Consider the following 19,296-nt stretch of genomic DNA (forward strand, 5'->3'; position numbering starts at 1 on the left):
ACACTCACAGATGTGGATCCCAACCTCATTGCAACAGCGAATATGCTTACTGTTACAGTCGATGCCGTAGCATCCGGAAGCGAATCGCAACAGTTCAATACTGGTTCATGGGAGGTAGGAGCATGGGACTGCATTGCCGGAGTACCTGATTGTGGTTGGAACTATCCACTCGGTATCAACAGAGGTGCTGTGGACAAGAGTGACATAACCGCATCTGGCACTGATGAAGTGGTCAAATTCCAGGAAAGGACCAGCAACGGCTTTGCCCCAGTCTTCGCATGCCTGCAGACCAGAGCACCAGACCCCACCCCACCCAGCAACGGCGGCAGCGGTGGCAGTGGCGGTGGCGGTGCTTCTGGCGAACTGTACGGGAACATAGCAAGTTCCGAAACAAACCGGCAATATGTAAATCAAAACTCTGATATTAGCTACAGTTTTGAACTGGAATGCAACATAGTGCAATTTGTTAAATTCACTAGTCTGAAAAGTGCCGGAAAAATTGCTACGAAGGTAGAGATACTTAAAGACACCTCTGCATTGGTAGATAATCCCCCGTTAGACATAGTATATAAGAACCTGAACATATGGGTCGGGAACGCTGGATGGGGAACAAAGAGGAATATTGCCGATGCCACTGTTGTTTTCACAGTAGATAAATCATGGATCACTGAAAACAATATCGATGAAACATCAATAGCCCTTTATCGTTACAGCGATGATACATGGCATGAGCTGGTGACCAGGAAGATTTCCGAGGATTCCAATAGCTTGCAATTTGAAGCTGAAACACCAGGATTCTCGCCATTTGCTGTAACAGGTAAAGAGTTTGAGGAAGAACTCGGAGGCGAAGGTATTATTCCAGAACCCACAGTAACAGCGGAGACAACCCCGACACCAACTGATGATGGGGGAATTCCTGGGTTCAGTCTATTTGCAGGGTTGTCAATCTTGTTGATAGCAGTGCAACTATTGCGGAAAAAATGATAAGATAAGGTAAGATCGGTCGTAAAACATCTGCACATCCGATGCATTGGCGGCTATTGGATTGCTATGCTTAATATGCCCCAGCAGAATATGGAGTTGTTCTGGCATAGGATGGGCAGGTGTTTTTTTTAGCAAGTTCTATATCATATTCGGAATATTGAATTATGATGGAATAGAAAATGTTAATAAAAATGTTGAGGTATATCATACTTTATTTGATGTTTACACAAATTGTATCAGCTTTTGGAGTAGGCGTTACTCCTGGTAATTTGGACTTCACTGCACAGATCGGGGGTTCAGATACTGAATCGCTGTTCGTGATAAATACCGGCACCGAAGTATCAAACTATAAAGTATATGTGGATAAAGATTATGCTGATTGGTTTGATATCTCGCCCGATAACTTCACTTTGAGTGCAAATGAGAACAAAGAGGTGATTTTAACATTGAAACCACAGACATCTGCTGCAGGTGATTTCAATTTCATGGCTTATGTGGTTGTTTCCTCCACATCTTCAGATGTTAGTATAGGTCATGGCATCAAGATACCAGTTCATGCCAAAGTATCAAATTCAGGAATTATGCTAACCATATTGTTAATAATAATTGTCGGTGCTGGAGTGGGCTATATTATTAGAAAAAAATAAACGTGTGAAATTATTCAATGACAATAAAAAAAATAAATCCACATATATTTCTTGTAATCATCATGATAGCTGTGCTGCAGCTATTATCTTTACATCCTGTGCTGGCTGTGTCAACCGTGCATACAGAAACGGAAAGGTGGAACCCTGACGGTGTTTTGTTGCACACAATCAAGCACGGTACAGTTAATGGCGGCATATACGTTGGCGGCGGGCACGGCATGGAGTACACAACCAGCTATACCCAGAACTTCACAGTACCAAATGGAACCGTGAAGTGGGCACGGCTGTATGTAAGTGCGAAAGATACCCCATGGTTAAATCTTTCCTTGAACGGACATTTCCTGGGCAATTATACTGATCTTACCAATAATTCTAAGGTGTACTCAAACTATAAAACTGATGATCATGGCATGTGCTGGGCATATTATGATAATGTGGATGAATGGATCGTGAATGGCATTAATACGGCTACGGCAGATCTTGGTTCAAGGGTTGGCCTCAACACCAAATCATGGGGTATTATGCTTATCGCAGTATTTGAAGGGGGAGATAGTCCTGAGTTAATAGAATATTGGGTCAATGAAGGAAATCCCCTCTTACACGGCAATCATCCACCGTTCACCTGGCATCACAACACCACAAACACTACATTCGCAGATATCACTGAGGTGAATAATGTGACCACTGCCACCTTGTGGACAGCATATATATGGGGCAGCGAAGAGAGTAAGCCGGAGCCACATGATTCTCTGTGGTTAAACTTGGATCTTATAGCTGAGGACGCATCAGATGGATCTGGGACTGATGATCAGGGCAACATATGGAGAGGCGCATGCTTTGATCTGGAAAAATGGGACGTTACCCGCAGTCTGGTCCGGGATAATGTGGTTTTGTATGACCGGGGTGAAGACAGTATTCTTTGCCCTGTTGGGGCTGTACTTATTGTTAAGCAAAGCTCAGAACCCGCCGCAGCAAGCCAGACGGTGCATCCGGATAAGCAAATCCTGCCACTTGAGTCACTGGAGGTTACACCGGACACACCTGACATTGATATCCTTGTACCAGAGTGGCAGAGTAATGCACAAATGCTTACCAGTGTCACTCCTGGCAACTTGAATTTCAGTGTGCAGGTTGGTGGTTCAGATACTGGTTCACTGTTCGTGGTAAATACCGGCACCGAAGTTTCAAGCTATAAGGTATACGTGGATGAAGATTATGTTGACTGGTTTGATATTTTACCTGATAATTTCAATCTGAGCGGCAATGAGAAGAAAGAGGTAAAATTAAAATTAAAGCCGCACCTGTCTGCAAATGGGGAGTACGATCTCAAAGTATATGTTGCTGCGTCCCCACCTTCTTCTGATTTCTGTGTGGGCAGCGATATCAAGGTGCCTCTTCATGCCGCAGTGTCAAATTCAGGAATAAAGTTGGGTATAATACTAGTATTATCAGTCATTGGAGCAGGTGGTGTTCTATTACTTCAAAGGCAACAAAAATCATGAAACAATTTCATAATGATAATAAAAAAATAGCACGCATATTTCTCTCATGTGCCGTGATAGCCGTGCTGCTATTATTATCGGTCAACATGGCAATTGCAGATTATGAGTTCGACGGCTTTCCTAAAACAGATGAACTCGAAGAGGTAGAACAAGGCTCTGTCAAAGGTGGTGTATATATCGATGGAGGTCATGGAGTCGGCTTATCTCCCTATACCCAGTCTTTCAATGTCCCTGAGGGAGAAGTAAAATGGGCAAGATTGTATGTGGGTGTATGGGGTGGCAAAAAAGAAAATACTGGCAGCGTAGCTGTAACTTTCAACGATAAAGAATTGGAGACCCTGGAACTTGAAGGTGAAGCTGACACTAATTCCAATGTCTACTGTTCTAGTCACGGAGTCTACTGGATATACTATGATGTCACTGATAATACTACTTCCGGCCCTATCGATGCCGTGGTAACGACCAGCGGCGAAATCGACGGCAGGATGTATGGAGTTGTGCTTGTGGCAGTTTATGAAGAATCAGACGGCGAGGAGGTAGAATACTGGATCAATGATGGGAATGTAAACCTGCACGGTGAAGGCTGGTCAGGTGAGTATGCAACGAATGATGAAGCACTGGCAGAGTTTGCAGGTACGGTAGATGTGGATACGTTTGCCGCAGCCCGGCTTACAGTAGTATACCTAACCGGTACACCTGGTTTGAACGACTACCTCTATTTTAATGATGAAAAATTATGTGATGGAGACAACTGTGATGATATTGCAAACTCAAAGCAGAGTTTTGATATTAAAACCTTTGATGTGATAGACTACATTGAAAAAGAAGCAAATAAGGCAACGTTCGAACTGGGAGATGAGGATTATGTGCATCCTGTCTTGGCTGTGCTGAGCCTGCATACGGAAGAAGAAGGAGATTCGGATCTGACAGTTTCCAATGTTGCAGTTCCTATTCTGTACACAGGGAGCACCAATACCATCTCTGCCACAATAGAAAATATCGGCGATGACCCAGCTTACGGTTTCCAGGCTGCCCTGTATGTGGACAGTGAAGTAGTTTCTACGGCTTCCATATCATCGCTTGCGGTGGATAGAAACAAAACCGTGGATTTCACCTGGAAACCGGATCGCGAAGGGGAACATGTGCTGTGGGTCTATGCCGACTACAATGATAAAAAAGCAGAGTTGTGCGAGATAAATAACAATAACACGCCCCTGACCGTGAATGTCATTGATTTTACGCCTCCTGAAATCGAAATAGATCTGCCCGAAGATGGGGAAATTGTAGACACAGATGTCATTACGGTCAGCGGAACCATTGAGGACACAAGTAAAAATATCTCAGTCTTAGTAAACGGAGCACCTGTCATTCTTTCGGGTAAGAAATGGAGTGCGCCTGTTTCACTATATTATGGATATAATAAGATCATTGTAAATGCAGTGGATGGTGCAAATAATTCAGCAACAGAATTCGTACTTGTTAAATCACTGGTACACCCGAGTGGGGAATCGGAAAGCATACCATTGGAGGAAAGTAAAGGTATAATTGATACTGCCATGACAGTTGTCAAGGCTCCTGTTGATAAAATTGGCAGATTATTTTTCGGACTTGGTGTACTAATTATCATTGTTTCAATAGCTGCCGTATATTGGTGGAGGAAGAGATTGAAATGAGGAGAAAGATAATTTTTTGTACATTGTTGATTATCACAATTGCATTTCCAATTGCTTCTGCCACTGAATGGGACAGTGCAACCTTTACACTAAGTATGGAAAATCCTGTTGTCTCAAAAGGAGATTATACAATAAACGTGGTTGAATTCGATGGATACGGCATGGTTGCATTAAATGTATATTGTAATGGATTATTTATCGGGAATACTGTTCTTATGAATAATGATTCAAATTGGTTTTACATGGATAACGAAAAAATTAGATTTAAGGGCATAAATGTTACAGATCAAAGGATTCTTCCGATGTGTGGCAATGTTCATTCCCCCCAGGCTGAAATCATGTTTGCCACTGAAAAATCTTCAAAGGATTCAAGGTTTATGGCTCTGAGCATTTCCACAGATAAGGATGAATACTTGACTGATGACCAAGTAATCACCACAATGCAGATCAGAAACATTGGAGAGGTAAAGGTAGATGATATTCATCTGAATGTTGATACGGATGGCCTTGTGGATCAAGTAGACCTGCCATCTGGTTTTAGTCTTGAAGATGGAACATACCGGTCTGAGGAGATCAAGCTAAGGTTTCCGGCTACTTTGCATAAAGGATTCTATAATATATCAGTAAATATGAGCTGGACCAATGCTCACGGGGTTCAGGATTTCCTGACAGAATCAGATTCAATCAGTATTACACAACCTATTGAAATATATAAAAGTATAACAAACGAAGTAAGTCTGGGACAAACCGTATATACTTCCATAAGTGTGGAGAATATTCAATCCCGACCGGTCAGGATCAGATTGGATGATGTCCTGCCGATGTTTTTTACTTTGATCGATGGAACGGTAACAGACAATAAACAGGATTTGAATTGGAATTTTATCCTGGCACCTCATGAGAGAAAAGTGGTTTCATACCAGATGATTCCCGAACAAGTTGGAGCACACCGGGTGCCGGATGCACATGTAACCTGGAACCTCTGGGGAACGAATTACACCAATAGTTCTGATTCGGATAATGTAATCGCTGTTTACCAGGGTGTATCTTTTTTAGAGAAAGATTTTCCAGAGCCATCCCCTACACCCGATGATGTTATTGTGGGGAATAACGAAAACTCTCCGGAAATATTAATGAGTGTAACCATACGTTCGGCGATTTCTACCAAAGTGACCCCTGATAAGCTGGACTTTGGAAAATTGGCGCCTGGAGATACAAGCGAAAGAAGTGATATCACAATCAAGAATTACGGTTCGTGCAAGATACTTGTTACAGCCAATGTAGCTGAGACAGGAGATCTGCATAAGCAGGGACTTGGGATTGATGGAAATTCATTGGAATCATTTAATGTGACGGTTGTTAAAAACATTGTTAAAAATCCATATGTATCATTAAATGTTCCGGAACAAATGAAGGAGTGGGAAGTAAAACGGGGACGTTAATATTATGGGCAGAAGGAGTGAATTAGTTAATGGAATTAAATATACTTAAAAGAAACATAATTTTATGCATAATATTGCTGAGCTTACTAACAGTTACGGCAGCAGCGCAGGAACCGGAAATAAATGGATATGCAGCCGATAAACCGCTTTCAACTTTTAGCCATGACACTATTAAAGGCGGATTGACCTACACAGCAGGAGACAGTGATTATAGCGGGAAGCTGTGGACTGGTGACACTTTTACTGTACATAATCCGGTATCTTTACCTGAAGGTGCAGTAGTAAAGTTTGCGCGACTATATAATTACTGGACCTGGAGTGCCAAAGGCTCAACCGGTAGGTATCCTGATATGAAATTGACCCTGGACGGAGTTGAGCTTGACCCGGACAAACAGTATATTGACAGAAAGGGGTGGGGAATATATGACTATCCTGCTGGCACATGGTCATACGACGTGACCGACCATATATCAAAAAGCGGTAGTTTTACGGCAGTGGTAGAAAATACCGGGCCGGATCGTTCATTCTTCTGTATGAACGGTGTGGGTTTGCTTGTAGTCTATACCGATGAGGAAGGAACAGACATCGAATACTGGATCAATGAAGGATGTGATATGCTCAATTCCGGGCTGGAGGATGATGGCTCATCGACCTACACTACGGCTGACCAGACGATCGCTGAGATGATGACTCCCACAATTTCACATGGTCCGGTAAAGAAGGCTACATTGTGGACCATTGTCCAGTCAGGCAATTGGGATGCGAATAGGTTATGGGTTAACGATATGAACTGGTCAGGCATCTGCGACGGTACACCCCATCCTGATCTGGATATTGATATGCGGGACATTACCGGGCATCTGACAAAAGGCAAGAATACTATACAGTTCCAGGCTGTTGAAGATTATGCGGTTCCATCAGGCTCATTTCTCGTAATTGAAATAGAGCCTCCTACCGAGGGGGTATCGACATCTATCTCTTTAGAACAATCAGCAGAAGGGGCATCGGCATCAAACGGCATCCCTGGATTTGAAGTAATGCCCGCAATTGCACTGATCTTAATTATCTCTTTACTAACATTCAGGAAATGTAAAAAGAAAGATAAGGACGACTGATGAACTGATGCTGTAAAATCTCCTTAAGCATTTGATGGAGCACTAAGGCAGTCTTTGTTCCCCTGACGGTACATTAATCCTGAAACTCAAAATTAACTCATATTGACAAATAAATTATTTAAAAAAGTCACTCATCAAGGTCAGATGCACTGATCATATATACGAGATTATATACAATTAAAAAAATGATACACACACCTTTTTAACTCATAGTAGAATGATAGCAGTGTAAAAACGAAATTTTTTCAGAAAAATAATCGTTAACAGATAGTTTAATCAATATTAATACTATCAAATACCCCAGGAATAATATGACCAAGCAGATACTTGTAACCAATGACGACGGCGTCTATGCTGCCGGGATCAAGGCATCCTACCAGTCAGTCCGGGACCTGGGGCACGTTACCGTTGTGGCACCTTCCATGCAAAAAAGCGGCGTGGGTCGCAGTATTTCCATCTTCGAGCCACTGAGGATAAACAAAGCAGGTGTGGACGGGATGAAGGCTTTCGCTGTTGGCGGGACACCCACCGATGCCGTGATACTCGGAATATTCTCAATAATGAAACAAATGCCAGACCTTGTAGTTTCAGGTTTCAATATCGGGGAGAACATCAGTACCGATACCGTAACCACATCAGGCACAATAGGCGCGGCCCTGGAAGCTGCCAGTTACGGCATACCTGCCATCGCTGCCTCTATACAGGTACTGGATGAAGGTGATAAGTTCGATGACCTGCGCTCCTATGAATATGATTTTAAGGTAGGCAAGAAGATTGTGAACAATATCGCTAAAAAGATGCTGCAAAACGGTCTTCCACCTGGTGTGGACATGCTGAACATCAACATACCCAGGCATGCAACCCCCGACACTGACATCCAGGTCACACGGCTGGCCCGTAAGATATTCAGGACATCAGTCCAGGAACGCCATGATCCCAGGGGCAGGCCGTACTACTGGATCGACGGAGACCTGATACATGATGCAGAGGAGGGAACGGACGTGCATGCTGTTATGAAATGCGGACACATTTCAGTTACACCCATTTCACTAGATTCCACTGCCAGGGTAGATTTTAAAATAATCGAAGATTTATTTTGAGAGTGAAATATGAAAACGAAAGAAAAACCATACGCTCAGCTGCTTGACCGCATAATGCTGTATACGTCGGTCTTTATGATAATGGGGCTCTCGGATGCTGCCATCCCCATCCTTCCGGAACTATCAGACAGCACACTTTTGGCAAACGGAGCCGCTTCCAGCTTGATATTCTCATCATATTTCATAGGTGCACTACTGACCATGATACCTTTTGGTGTACTGGCTGATGCCTACGGCAACAGGTTATTCATCATCATCGGACTCATATTGACATTAATATCAGGTGCTGCTATTATTGCATCTGATAATGTATGGGTGATAGTCATAGCCAGGTTCGTGGAAGGTATGGGATGTGGAGCGTTCTTCCCTGCCGCCTTTGCAATGTTATCAAATTCCAGGCAATCCGGACAGTATATCGGCGAGTTCAATTCCCTGCTGAATCTGGGTCTGGCCGCAGGTATGGGGCTGGCCGGGATACTGGTATCCACAGGAATAAAAAACGGCCTGATATTGTTCGAGGGGCTGCTGGTCCCTACGTTCATGATATCCCTTATGGTACTGATCAATAACGGCTACGGTGAAACAGTATCAAAGAAAAGTGAGGTGGCGTCCGTGATACTCAGGTCAAGGAAAATGCTCATACATCCCGAGTATTCACAGATATGGCTGCTGTCATTTATTTTATTCGGCAGTAGCGGTGTATTAATAGCCCTGTACCCTGATTTCAGTCTTGGTTCACTGCAGAAAGGTGTACTGGGCGCATATCTGGCCAGTATTTATTTAGGTGCAATTGTCACATCCCTGATAGCAGGCAGGCTGCAGGTGCAGAGGGATATTCTTGTCAGGGCAGGTATGGTCATTACCGGTGCGGGTGCACTGGCGGCGGTGTTCCATCCCATTGGCCTGACTCTGATGGGTGCCGGTTCGGGACTGGGGCTGGTGGGACTTGTCACCGGTGTAGCATACCTGAAGATCGAAAAAGGACTGGCCATGGGGATTTTCAATACCTGTACCTATGCCGGGCTTGCACTGGTTCCACTCATTAGCGGGCTGGTGTTGTCATCTCTGGGATATAACGGGTCTACCCAGGGTTACAGCGGAGTGTTTGTTGTAAATGGCATCCTGCTGATGGCAATGGTATTCCTGCCAATGGGAGCACTAAAAAAGTAAAAAGGGAAGGGCGTTAAAAATCAAGCCCTTCCAGTTGAGTAAAATTCATATCCTGCATTCTTTCCATATCTGCCAGCAGGGCATCCAGTTCAGTCATATCCAGCTCGATTGTCGATATCTCGCTGTCCATGACATCTCCAGTCTGAGCAGGTGTGGGGGTTGCTGTGCTTGTTGGGGATGCAGGCGGACTTGCAGGTATTTCTTCTGATGGACCTGTACATCCGGATACTGCCAGACCCGCTAACAAGATGGAAAGTATGGCAAAGTTTCTTATCCTCATGTTAGCTGCCTCCCGTATCCACAGCAGAGTTCTCATCAGGTGTTTGATCCTGGTCCATATCCCCTGCCTGATCCTGGTTCATGTCCCCTGCCTGATCCTGGTTCATGTCCCCTGCCTGATCCTGGTTCATATCCCCTGCCTGATCCTGGTTCATATCCCCTGCTTGATCCTGGTTCATATCCCCTGCATGATTCTGGTTCATATCCTCTGCATGTGGCGGCGCCCAATCATTACTTGATGTATGGCAACCGTCCTTTTCTACGTCATATGTGCCATATCCTCTGAGTATTACACTGCCTATCCCCTCTGCAGTAAGCTCAATGTCATCACCAAGTATCTCAACAGTAACACTGCTACCGCTAATACCGGCAGTTCCATCAAACCCGCTGTACCTGACAATGCCATCACCAATATATTCCTTGGTCCCGTATCCTGTAACATCTACTTCAGCATTGCCGTCATAGTCAGTGATCGTCAGTATCCCGCCCCTGGCACTGATCTTTGCCTCCATATCACCTGACATTGTGGCCTTACCATCCCCTGAAGCGATCAATTTGCCAGTACCGCTCAGGTCTGCAGAGCCGTGTCTGTGCTCTTTTAGTTCGGAAAATATCTCACGTAACACTGAATTGCCGTCCTTGAGCTGCTGTTGTGTTTCTCCCATAAGACCGCTGGCTTCATCAAGGAACCCCCCTGCATCTTCAGCATCTTCAAAAACCCCGCTATCATCGAACCCATTGTGTTCATCGAAAAGCTGTGTTGCTTTATTGTAACTGTTTTCTACATCTTTTAGTGCATCGTTATATTCATACTGGAGCCGCTCCAGTTCGGTGGTATCCACGCCTGCATCTGCTAACCTTTCAATCTCGGCTTTGATACGGTCTGAAATGGATTCACCACGTTTTAGGAATGAATCGACCCTGTTATTTGCTGTACCAAGAATGAAATACCTTGATTCCAGATTGGCATGTTGCCAGATATCCCTTATCTCGTTGAAAATTGCCTGAAACTCTTCCCTGGTCTCAGCGGCTTCAACATCGTCTTTCATGCCTTCAAGCTGGTCTATGTAATCCTTTGTATTATCAGATGCTATAAATGGCGCAAATCCGCTGCCTTCAGCCTTTATTGCACAGTCTTCCATTACCTCCAGACGTATGATGATATAGTCAATGGTATGGAGTAAAAAGACCCTGGTGGCATTTTTCAGGCCAAAGATCGTCCCGCTGGTCCTTGAATCTTCCAGATGTGCCTTGGCATCAAGGAATTTCTCCTTTGAGTCCTGATAGGACTGCTGGGCGTCACGGACCCGTTCCTGGGATATTTGATATTGTTCTTTAAAAGCCTGGTATTGTTCATGGGGTGTATCAGCATAAGCAAGTGCTGGAGCAAACAACCCCAGGAGTAACATTATGACCGTAGCCTTTGCAAACGCCACGATCATTAGTGTGTTCTTTTTTTCATTCATTACATTTTCTTCCCTTTGTGGTTATTAACTGAAGTTCTTTTATTTCATTGAACCTACTTCTGGCTGTGGAAAATATAAATATACTTTTAACTATTCTATTTTTAAAGCTTTATTACATCAGTAAATGATTTATAAATCTTTATTCAATAGTTTTTCATGATTTATATTGATATTTATCCATAGTACTGTATTATAATAAATATTTTGAATTATTTGTATCGACATTTAAGTTAAGGGAATGTTGGTGGGAAGTTCAGGGAATTTCAAAAAGGAATTCAAGGATAGAAGACAGGTAAAAAAGAATAATGCTTGCCTGCCCCCATAACCGCCTATTCGATCTTATCTACCCTTGATACCCTGAGCAGTGAACAAACAGGTACACCTTCTATGGAATCAAATCCTTTCTTGTCGATCAGTACACCGATGGCAGTGGGGATGGCTTTTTTGCTTTTCAGGATTGAAATTACTTCTTTAATGGTACTGCCGGTAGTGACAACATCATCCACAATAATACACTTCTTTCCGGAAACCCTGGAGAAGTTCTGGGACAGCATACCGCCTGAACCACCGGATGATTGCTTGTTTGACTGGAACACAGAAAGCTCGGCATTCAGTTCTTCTGCTATCAGGCTGGCTATGGGTACTCCACTCAAAGCCACTCCCACCACAACCTCAATGTCAGTGCCTGGATTCTCAAGACATCCAAATACCAAATCGCACAGGGCACTGGACATTAATCCCAGTCGTCTGGAACTCCTGCCAATGCTGCTCCAGTTCACATAGATATCCTTGGGTGCCTGGGTGACATCCCCTTTTGGTGAATGTGCCAGCAGCCAGGTGGCAGTCTCCCTGGAAACATTAAGTTCATCTGCGATCTGTCCCTCTGACAGTCCGCTCTGCTGAAGTTCTAAAGCTTTCTGGATCAAGTCTCTAATGTTCTTCATAACAATACCTTTATTTTATTCAGTCTGTAACAATATAAAATTAATCCCAAACGTCAGCGTTTGATCCGCCGCCGTCTGACCCTTGAACCGCAGATGGGACATTCATCGCCAGATTCCACTACATTACCGCATCCTTTACACTTTAATTCCCACACAACCTTTTTCTTAATCCCTGACGTGGCAGCGGTCATATATTCAATTCCAAGGTTGGCAGCCACATTCTGTATAGCATAATCATCAGTGACCAGGATCACCCCATACCCACTTTTCAGTTCCAGGGCCTTTGCAAGGATATCCACATCAGTCACTGACAAGACACTTGCATCTCCTGTGGAAATCGCTGCCGACCGCACCTTTTCCCTGCAGGCTCCATCAGGAAGCTCAACCCTGAGCCCTGCATCTTTTAGCAGGTCGAACCTCAGCCTTGATGTACTATCCATGATCTCATCAACCACTGTCGGTACTGTGACAGTGGTTCCGTCCCTGAACTCCACCTGGGCTATAAAACCCGAGGTGTCGATAACATATACTTTATCATTCATCAGTGGGTCCCTGCCACCTTTAGTGCCGATGTATATTCCCGCTCGAACTTGCTGAACCGCTCAGCCTCATCTGCATCGAAATACTTCCTGATGTCCTTCACAGTGGCTGTAACTTTATCTTCCTCCGGTATAGCCAGCCTGGCAAAAGACCGGGCCGACTGTTTTATAGAAGAATCAAGACCATCAGCGATAGCATATCTGCTAACTTCTTTTAGTGACCAGAGGGCCTGGTCCACTGCATCATCCAGCTTTTTTGATGATGATTCCATACCAATGTTTTCCAGGGCACTCAATGCCGTATTGATGCTGGTTTCCATATGCTGGTACCCATAGGCCACTCCAATATCCTTAATCGACCAGATAGCCTGTTCGGTTCCCAGTTCCAGCTTATTGGATGCTGCTATCGTACCCTTAACTTCCAGGTAGGATACTATCTGGTTTGCCTCTTGTGCCATGTTATTTTGCACGGCAGCCACACCTATATCACGCAGCTTCAGGGCAGTTTGTTTAACAGAACTTTCCAGTGAATTGGCAGCCGATTCCTTTCCGATAATAAATAAAGCCGTACTTATTTCCTTTATTGCACTCCTGTCCTTGTCTCTTACAGATGAGGCTCCAATGGTCCCCAGCATATCACCGGACCTTGGCGGGATGGATTCAATACCATGGGCAGCAGCTGTCGAACCTATCCGGCTGATGGCATCGATTATTGTCATTTTCATAATATCATATCCTCTTAACTGCAGAACATAATAATATTCGAAAAGCCTTCGCAGGATATCCTCTATCGGAACCTCAATACCCCTGGATATGGCACACTCCCCTATCTCACCTATGATCCTGATGGACCTGGCTGCGGATTCGTCTTCATCCATTTTAAGTGAAAGTTTACCTATTTCATCAATTTGTGAAATAAAATGTGACGTGACCCGGTCAAGGCTCTGGCGCCTCATTTTGGAAGTGGTCAGTAATTCTATACAACTGTTTTTTAGTATTTCCAGGCCGAATATTGGTGGACCTAGCACACCCCCCATGATAGAACCCCTGATAATGTCCACTATGGGCTGGGTGGGGTCACGGTCATACTTCCGTGTGCCTGTGGACTGGACAGTTATCAATATGTTATCCCTTGTGATCTCCTTGTAAAATCTCTCAAATGTTTGGTTTAGCTGTTCCTTTTGTAAATACCTGTAGACATAGTATCCTGCCATACCAATTATCACGGAACCGGGCACCAACAGTATTATCCGGACAGCCTGCAAATTCCATGTAGCAGGTTTTAGACTGATAAAGTCCAGTACCATCATCAGGCTGGCAGTAATAGTGAATGCACCAAGTACGTAGGATAATGATTCCCTGATATTGCTCTGTTTTTTCAGGTAATCGATGAACTTCTGGTATATGTTGGCCGAGCGGGTCCGTGACGGTTTCCTGCGTTGTAACAGCCAGACACTGATGATCCACAATAACAGGGCTGCGATGGTGACAGCCATATGAGCGGCAATATTTATGGACACTTCCCCTGACATCCATACAGGCATAGCCAGCAAGGTTATCTGTATGAACAGGGCACCAAGGCAGATATCAGAACCAACAGAGCGAATGGTTAACCCATTGGTGTATTTAATGAATAGTGCCATAAAGAAGAATATTGCTGAAAAAATAGCAATAGGCACGAATTCAAAAGCAGTGGAAATAAGACTTGACATATTAATTAATATTTTATATTTGTATATAAAGTATTACTTTATACGAGACCGTTACATTAAATGTTGGTATTATCAAACTAACCGCAAATGAACGCGGATAAACGCGGATACGCTACCTGAAAATCTGTGTTCATCTGTGTTCATCTGTGGTTTAATTAGATTAACCAACACAAATTGTAACGGTCTCCTTTATACAGGTATGGTCCCATAATCCAGTTCAGTGATCATTGGACAGCTTCTAAAGGGTGCAAAAGCGCAAAGGATTCTACTGCCATGACTTTTCGTTCTTTGCAGTTTAGTATTTCATAACTAATATATTTTAACAACCATTGACAGCTAACAATACAACGTTCACTTTACACCCTGGGACCGCCGGAAATCCTTGCATCTGCGAGGCACCACGAAAGCGCCTGCCAGCCTCCAGACCACAAGGGCGTGCGGGAGTAGTGATGCTGACTTTTTTTTAAGAAGAATGAGATTTCGTATCATAAATTCGCAAAACTTATGAGCAGAGAGTGATAGTTTAAAGTGTGGCACTCATTCAGGCAGACTGGCTCTGCGAATCTGTGCAGAAGAGGGTGCGACATAAGAACAAGGGAGAATTAAAATGGGAATACGAACAATCATAACAACGATATTGCTGATCTTAGCACTTATTATCATATCTACAACAACAGCAGCCGCGATCTCTTGCGACTGCGGCGACATTTGCGTCAACCAGTCTGGCTGGTGGCGTGACAACGGCGCGCTCAACGCGAGCACGACACCGATTCAGGCAGCGGTCGATAATGCGACCGCGGGCGAGACGATCTGTGTTGCAGCTGGCAGCTACACTGCGAAAGTAAATATCGCTACACCACATCTCACGCTTCGAGGTGAGGGCGCAGGCGTGGTCACTGTGAACGTGACGTCAATTTCAGATCATGCCTTTGAGGTGACAGCCAATTATGTGAACATCTCAGGGTTCAATGCAACAGGGGCAACGGATTTCCCGCATGCTGGGATTTATCTAGGCGGTGTGGATTACTGCAACATCTCTGAGAACACCGCATCGAACAACTACCGCGGCATCGACCTGGGCGATTCGAGCAACAACACGCTTACGAACAACACAGCATCGAACAACTCCTACGGCATCTACCTGAAGTCTTCGAGCAACTACAACACGCTTAGGAGCAACACAGCATCGAACAACTCCTACGGCATCGAACTGCATTCTTCGAGCAACAACACGCTTGCGGACAACACAGCATCAAACAACTCCCACGGCATCTACCTGTATTTTTCGAGCAACTACAACACGCTTACGAGCAACACAGCATCGAACAACTACGATGGCATCGAAGTGCATTCTTCGAGCAACTACAACACGCTCACGAGCAATACTGCAAGCTCGCACGACTACGCACGCATCAAACTGGGCCATTCGAGCAACAACACGCTCACAGGCAACAACTGCTCGAACAACAACCGCGGCATCTGCCTGGGCGATTCGAGCAACAACACGCTTGTGAATAACACAGCATCGAACAACTACTACGGCATCGACCTGTATTCTTCGAACAACTACAACACACTTGCGAACAACACAGCATCGAACAACACCCACGGCATCTACCTGCGCTATTCGAGCAACTACAACACGCTTACGAACAACACGGCATCGAACAACTACTACGGCATCGACCTGTATTCTTCGAACAACTACAACACGCTTGTGAATAACACAGCATCGAACAACAACCGCGGCATCTACCTGTATTCTTCGAGCAACAACACGCTTGCGAGCAACACCGCAAACTCAAACAACAACCGCGGCATCTACCTGCATTCTTCGAGCAACAACACGCTTGCGAGCAACACCGCAAACTCGAACAACTACAGCGGCATCTACCTGTATTCTTCGAGCAACTACAATACGCTCACGAGCAACACCGCAAGTTCGAACGACTACGACGGCATCTACCTGTATTCTTCGAGCAACAACACAGCATCGAATAACACAGCATCGAACAACATGCGCGGCATCTACCTGTATTCTTCGAACAACAACACGCTTACGAATAACACCGCAGACTTGAACAGCGACCATGGCATCTACCTGCATAAGTCGAGCAACAATACGCTCACGAGCAACATCGCAAACTTGAACGACAACAACGGCATCTACCTGTATTCTTCGAACAACAACATGCTCACGAACAACATCGCAAACTCGAACAACTACGGCATCTACTTGTCTTCTTCGAGCAACTACAGCTCGCTTGCGGACAACACCGCAAACTCGAACAACTACGACGGCATCTTTCTGTCCGCTTCGAGTAGCAACACGCTTACGAACAACAATGCAAGCTCGAACAACAATCGCGGTATCTATCTGTCCTCTTCGAGCGACAACCTGATCTATAACAACTACTTCAACAACACGAACAACGCCTACGATGACACTGGAAGTAACATCTGGAACACGACAAAGACGAACGGGACGAACATCATCGGTGGACTCTTCCTTGGCGGAAACTACTGGAGCGACTACGCCGGAGTCGATAACGATAGCGATGGTCTTGGAGATACCCTGACCCCATACAACTCATCGGACGATATCGAAAACGGCGGTGACTACCATCCGCTGGTCATGTCGGATAACACGCCGCCGCTAGGTATCACGTATCTGCAGAACATCACCCATGCTAGGACATATATCAATTGGACCTGGACTGATCCTGTGGATTCAGATTTTTCAAAGGTGTTGGTATATCTTGACGGCGTATTCCAGGAAAATGTCACCAGTGGAGTGCAGTGCTATAACGCTACATCACTTATTTCTGGTACTACGCATGAGATTGGTACCAGAACAGTCGATACTACTGGCAATATCAACCAAACATGGGTAAACAATACAGCTACAACGGCATCGACTTTGGATAACACAGTACCAGTTATCAACTCAGTTTCACTAGACCCGACTGATCCAAATACCGGTGATGATATTTCAGTCACTGTCAATGCTACGGATAATGTCGGAGTAACAGCTGTAGTTGCTCGAAGAATGCAGTTCGATGCCGTAGGAGTTGTTCGATGCTGTGTTGCTCGTAAGCGTGTTGTTGCTCGAATGGCCCAGTTTGATGCCTTCGTAGTCGTTCGAGCTTGCAGTATTGCTCGTGAGCGTGTTGTAGTTACTCGAAGAATGCACTTCGATGCCATCGTAGTTGTTCGATGCGGTGTTCTCAGAGATGTTGCAGTAATCCACACCGCCTAGATAAATCCCAGCATGCGGGAAATCCGTTGCCCTGTTGCATTGAACCCTGAGATGTTCACATAATTGGCTGTCACCTCATTGAAGGAACCCACACAGTGAACATCTCAGCAAGTGATGCAGCTGGTAATACCGTCTATGACGAAACAGCAAACTATACAGCAACAACACCTGCTGATACTATAGCACCAGTGATCAACTCAGTTTCACTAGACCCGACTGATCTAAATACCGGTGATGATATTTCAGTCACTGTCAATGCTACGGATAATGTCGGAGTAACAGCTGTAACAGTTGACGGTGTGTCTCTAAGTAACGCTGATGGAGATGATACCTGGGAAGGAACCATAACAGCCATTGAAGGAACCCACAATGTGAACATCTCAGCAAGTGATGCAGCTGGTAATACCGTCTATGACGAAACAGCAAACTATACAGCAACAACACCTGCTGATACTATAGCACCAGTGATCAACTCAGTTTCACTAGACCCGACTGATCCAAATACCGGTAATACTATCACAGTCACTGTCAATGCTACGGATAATGTCGGAGTAACAGCTGTAACATCTGACGGTGTGTCTCTAAGTAACGCTGATGGAGATGATACCTGGGAGGGAACCATAACAGCCATTGAAGGAACCCACACTGTGAACATCTCAGCAAGTGATGCAGCTGGTAATACCGTCTATGACGAAACGGCAAACTATACAGCAACACCACCACTTGCTGATAATATAACACCAGTGATCAACTCAGTTACACTGTACCCGACTGATCCGAAAACCGGTGATAATATCACAGTCACCGTCAATGCTACGGATAATGTCGGAGTAACTGCTGTAACAGCTGACGGTGTGTCTCTAAGTAACGCTGGTGGAGATGACATATGGGAGGGAACCATAACAGCTATTAGCGGAACCCACACAGTGAACATCTCAGCAAGTGATGCCGCTGGTAATACTGCCTATGAAACGGCAAACTATACAGCAACAACACCACTTGCTGATAATATAACACCAGTGATCAACTCAGTTACACTGGATCCGACTGATCCGAATACCGGTGATAATATTACAGTCACCGTCAATGCTACGGATAATGTCGGAGTAACTGCTGTAACTGCTGCCGGTGTGTCTCTAAGCAACACTGATGGAGATGACATATGGGAGGGAACCATAACAGCTATTAGCGGAACCCACACAGTGAACATCTCAGCAAGTGATGCAGCTGGTAATACCGTCTATGACGAAACAGCAAACTATACAGCAACACCACCTGTTCCCACACTTCCAGTCATACTGGTTGAAGATGTTACAGCAGCGCCAAACGGCTATGCATTTACATCACTAATGGTTAAAAATGTGACTGGCCTGGGTTCAGGTAATGTCAATGTTACATTTGACCCATCAGTAATTCAGGTAATTGATGTAACCTCAGGAGATGGAAATGCTCTTATTGTGCAGG

The 19,296-nt window shown here is 44.8% G+C and carries 15 protein-coding genes; 10 read left to right on the forward strand and 5 right to left on the reverse strand.

Annotated features, from left to right (window positions below):
- The 8 genes from HF974_00870 to HF974_00905 all read left to right on the forward strand — a co-directional run.
- Positions 1-984, forward strand: a 984-nt coding sequence (locus HF974_00870) for a PGF-pre-PGF domain-containing protein (GenBank protein ID MBC2696897.1), incomplete at its 5' end; no start/stop codon positions are given.
- A gap of 218 nt (positions 985-1,202) precedes the next feature.
- Complete coding sequence (locus HF974_00875) at positions 1,203-1,631, forward strand: hypothetical protein (protein MBC2696898.1); 429 nt, start codon at positions 1,203-1,205, stop codon at positions 1,629-1,631.
- Positions 1,632-1,648: 17 nt separating this feature from the next.
- The gene (locus tag HF974_00880; GenBank protein MBC2696899.1) at positions 1,649-3,133 is read left to right on the forward strand and encodes a DUF3344 domain-containing protein; all 1,485 of its coding nucleotides are present in this window, start codon (positions 1,649-1,651) and stop codon (positions 3,131-3,133) included.
- Entirely contained in the window at positions 3,130-4,806 is a 1,677-nt protein-coding gene (locus tag HF974_00885) for a DUF3344 domain-containing protein (GenBank protein ID MBC2696900.1), read from the forward strand. Before HF974_00880 ends, HF974_00885 begins: the two co-directional genes overlap by 4 nt.
- On the forward strand, positions 4,803-6,248 hold the full coding sequence (locus HF974_00890) for a hypothetical protein (protein ID MBC2696901.1): 1,446 nt from the start codon (positions 4,803-4,805) through the stop codon (positions 6,246-6,248). The genes HF974_00885 and HF974_00890 overlap by 4 nt, the downstream gene beginning before the upstream one ends.
- A 29-nt stretch (positions 6,249-6,277) precedes the next feature.
- Complete coding sequence (locus HF974_00895; protein ID MBC2696902.1) at positions 6,278-7,363, forward strand: DUF3344 domain-containing protein; 1,086 nt, start codon at positions 6,278-6,280, stop codon at positions 7,361-7,363.
- Between the two features lie 311 nt (positions 7,364-7,674).
- On the forward strand, positions 7,675-8,463 hold the full coding sequence (gene surE / locus HF974_00900) for a 5'/3'-nucleotidase SurE (protein MBC2696903.1): 789 nt from the start codon (positions 7,675-7,677) through the stop codon (positions 8,461-8,463).
- Positions 8,464-8,472: 9 nt separating this feature from the next.
- The gene (locus HF974_00905) at positions 8,473-9,633 is read left to right on the forward strand and encodes an MFS transporter (protein MBC2696904.1); all 1,161 of its coding nucleotides are present in this window, start codon (positions 8,473-8,475) and stop codon (positions 9,631-9,633) included.
- A 13-nt stretch (positions 9,634-9,646) separates the two neighbouring features.
- Here HF974_00905 and HF974_00910 read toward each other — a convergent pair whose 3' ends face one another.
- The 5 genes from HF974_00910 to HF974_00930 all read right to left on the reverse strand — a co-directional run bounded on the left by HF974_00910 (position 9,647) and on the right by HF974_00930 (position 14,573).
- Positions 9,647-9,913 carry a hypothetical protein gene (locus HF974_00910; protein ID MBC2696905.1) on the reverse strand — a complete coding sequence of 89 codons (267 nt, stop codon included), beginning with the start codon at positions 9,911-9,913 and terminating at the stop codon, positions 9,647-9,649.
- Position 9,914: 1 nt separating this feature from the next.
- Positions 9,915-11,378, reverse strand: a complete 1,464-nt coding sequence (locus tag HF974_00915; GenBank protein ID MBC2696906.1) for a hypothetical protein — start codon at positions 11,376-11,378, stop codon at positions 9,915-9,917.
- 329 nt (positions 11,379-11,707) lie between these two features.
- Positions 11,708-12,322: an orotate phosphoribosyltransferase-like protein gene (locus tag HF974_00920; protein ID MBC2696907.1), complete on the reverse strand. Its 615-nt coding sequence runs from the start codon at positions 12,320-12,322 to the stop codon at positions 11,708-11,710.
- 53 nt (positions 12,323-12,375) lie between these two features.
- A complete protein-coding gene (locus tag HF974_00925) occupies positions 12,376-12,864 on the reverse strand; it encodes a DNA-binding protein (protein ID MBC2696908.1) in 489 nt (162 codons plus the stop codon).
- Positions 12,864-14,573, reverse strand: a complete 1,710-nt coding sequence (locus tag HF974_00930; protein MBC2696909.1) for a hypothetical protein — start codon at positions 14,571-14,573, stop codon at positions 12,864-12,866. The genes HF974_00925 and HF974_00930 overlap by 1 nt, the downstream gene beginning before the upstream one ends.
- Positions 14,574-15,180: 607 nt before the next feature.
- Here HF974_00930 and HF974_00935 point away from each other — a divergent pair.
- Positions 15,181-17,832 carry a hypothetical protein gene (locus HF974_00935; GenBank protein MBC2696910.1) on the forward strand — a complete coding sequence of 884 codons (2,652 nt, stop codon included), beginning with the start codon at positions 15,181-15,183 and terminating at the stop codon, positions 17,830-17,832.
- 95 nt (positions 17,833-17,927) lie between these two features.
- The coding region (locus tag HF974_00940) for a hypothetical protein (GenBank protein ID MBC2696911.1) at positions 17,928-19,296 on the forward strand (1,369 nt) is incomplete at its 3' end.

It is taken from the genome of ANME-2 cluster archaeon, assembly GCA_014237145.1.
GTDB lineage: Archaea > Halobacteriota > Methanosarcinia > Methanosarcinales > Methanocomedenaceae > Methanocomedens_A.

What these genes read in the sequence shown, in the direction of transcription:
- HF974_00910 (MBC2696905.1), bottom strand. Translation starts at nt 9,913, where the DNA reads ATGAGGATAAGAAACTTTGCCATACTTTCCATCTTGTTAGCGGGTCTG.
- HF974_00890 (MBC2696901.1), top strand. Translation starts at nt 4,803, where the DNA reads ATGAGGAGAAAGATAATTTTTTGTACATTGTTGATTATCACAATTGCA.
- HF974_00885 (MBC2696900.1), top strand. Translation starts at nt 3,130, where the DNA reads ATGAAACAATTTCATAATGATAATAAAAAAATAGCACGCATATTTCTC.
- HF974_00875 (MBC2696898.1), top strand. Translation starts at nt 1,203, where the DNA reads ATGTTTACACAAATTGTATCAGCTTTTGGAGTAGGCGTTACTCCTGGT.
- HF974_00880 (MBC2696899.1), top strand. Translation starts at nt 1,649, where the DNA reads ATGACAATAAAAAAAATAAATCCACATATATTTCTTGTAATCATCATG.
- HF974_00935 (MBC2696910.1), top strand. Translation starts at nt 15,181, where the DNA reads ATGGGAATACGAACAATCATAACAACGATATTGCTGATCTTAGCACTT.
- surE (MBC2696903.1), top strand. Translation starts at nt 7,675, where the DNA reads ATGACCAAGCAGATACTTGTAACCAATGACGACGGCGTCTATGCTGCC.
- HF974_00895 (MBC2696902.1), top strand. Translation starts at nt 6,278, where the DNA reads ATGGAATTAAATATACTTAAAAGAAACATAATTTTATGCATAATATTG.
- HF974_00930 (MBC2696909.1), bottom strand. Translation starts at nt 14,573, where the DNA reads ATGTCAAGTCTTATTTCCACTGCTTTTGAATTCGTGCCTATTGCTATT.
- HF974_00920 (MBC2696907.1), bottom strand. Translation starts at nt 12,322, where the DNA reads ATGAAGAACATTAGAGACTTGATCCAGAAAGCTTTAGAACTTCAGCAG.
- HF974_00905 (MBC2696904.1), top strand. Translation starts at nt 8,473, where the DNA reads ATGAAAACGAAAGAAAAACCATACGCTCAGCTGCTTGACCGCATAATG.
- HF974_00925 (MBC2696908.1), bottom strand. Translation starts at nt 12,864, where the DNA reads ATGAATGATAAAGTATATGTTATCGACACCTCGGGTTTTATAGCCCAG.
- HF974_00915 (MBC2696906.1), bottom strand. Translation starts at nt 11,378, where the DNA reads ATGAATGAAAAAAAGAACACACTAATGATCGTGGCGTTTGCAAAGGCT.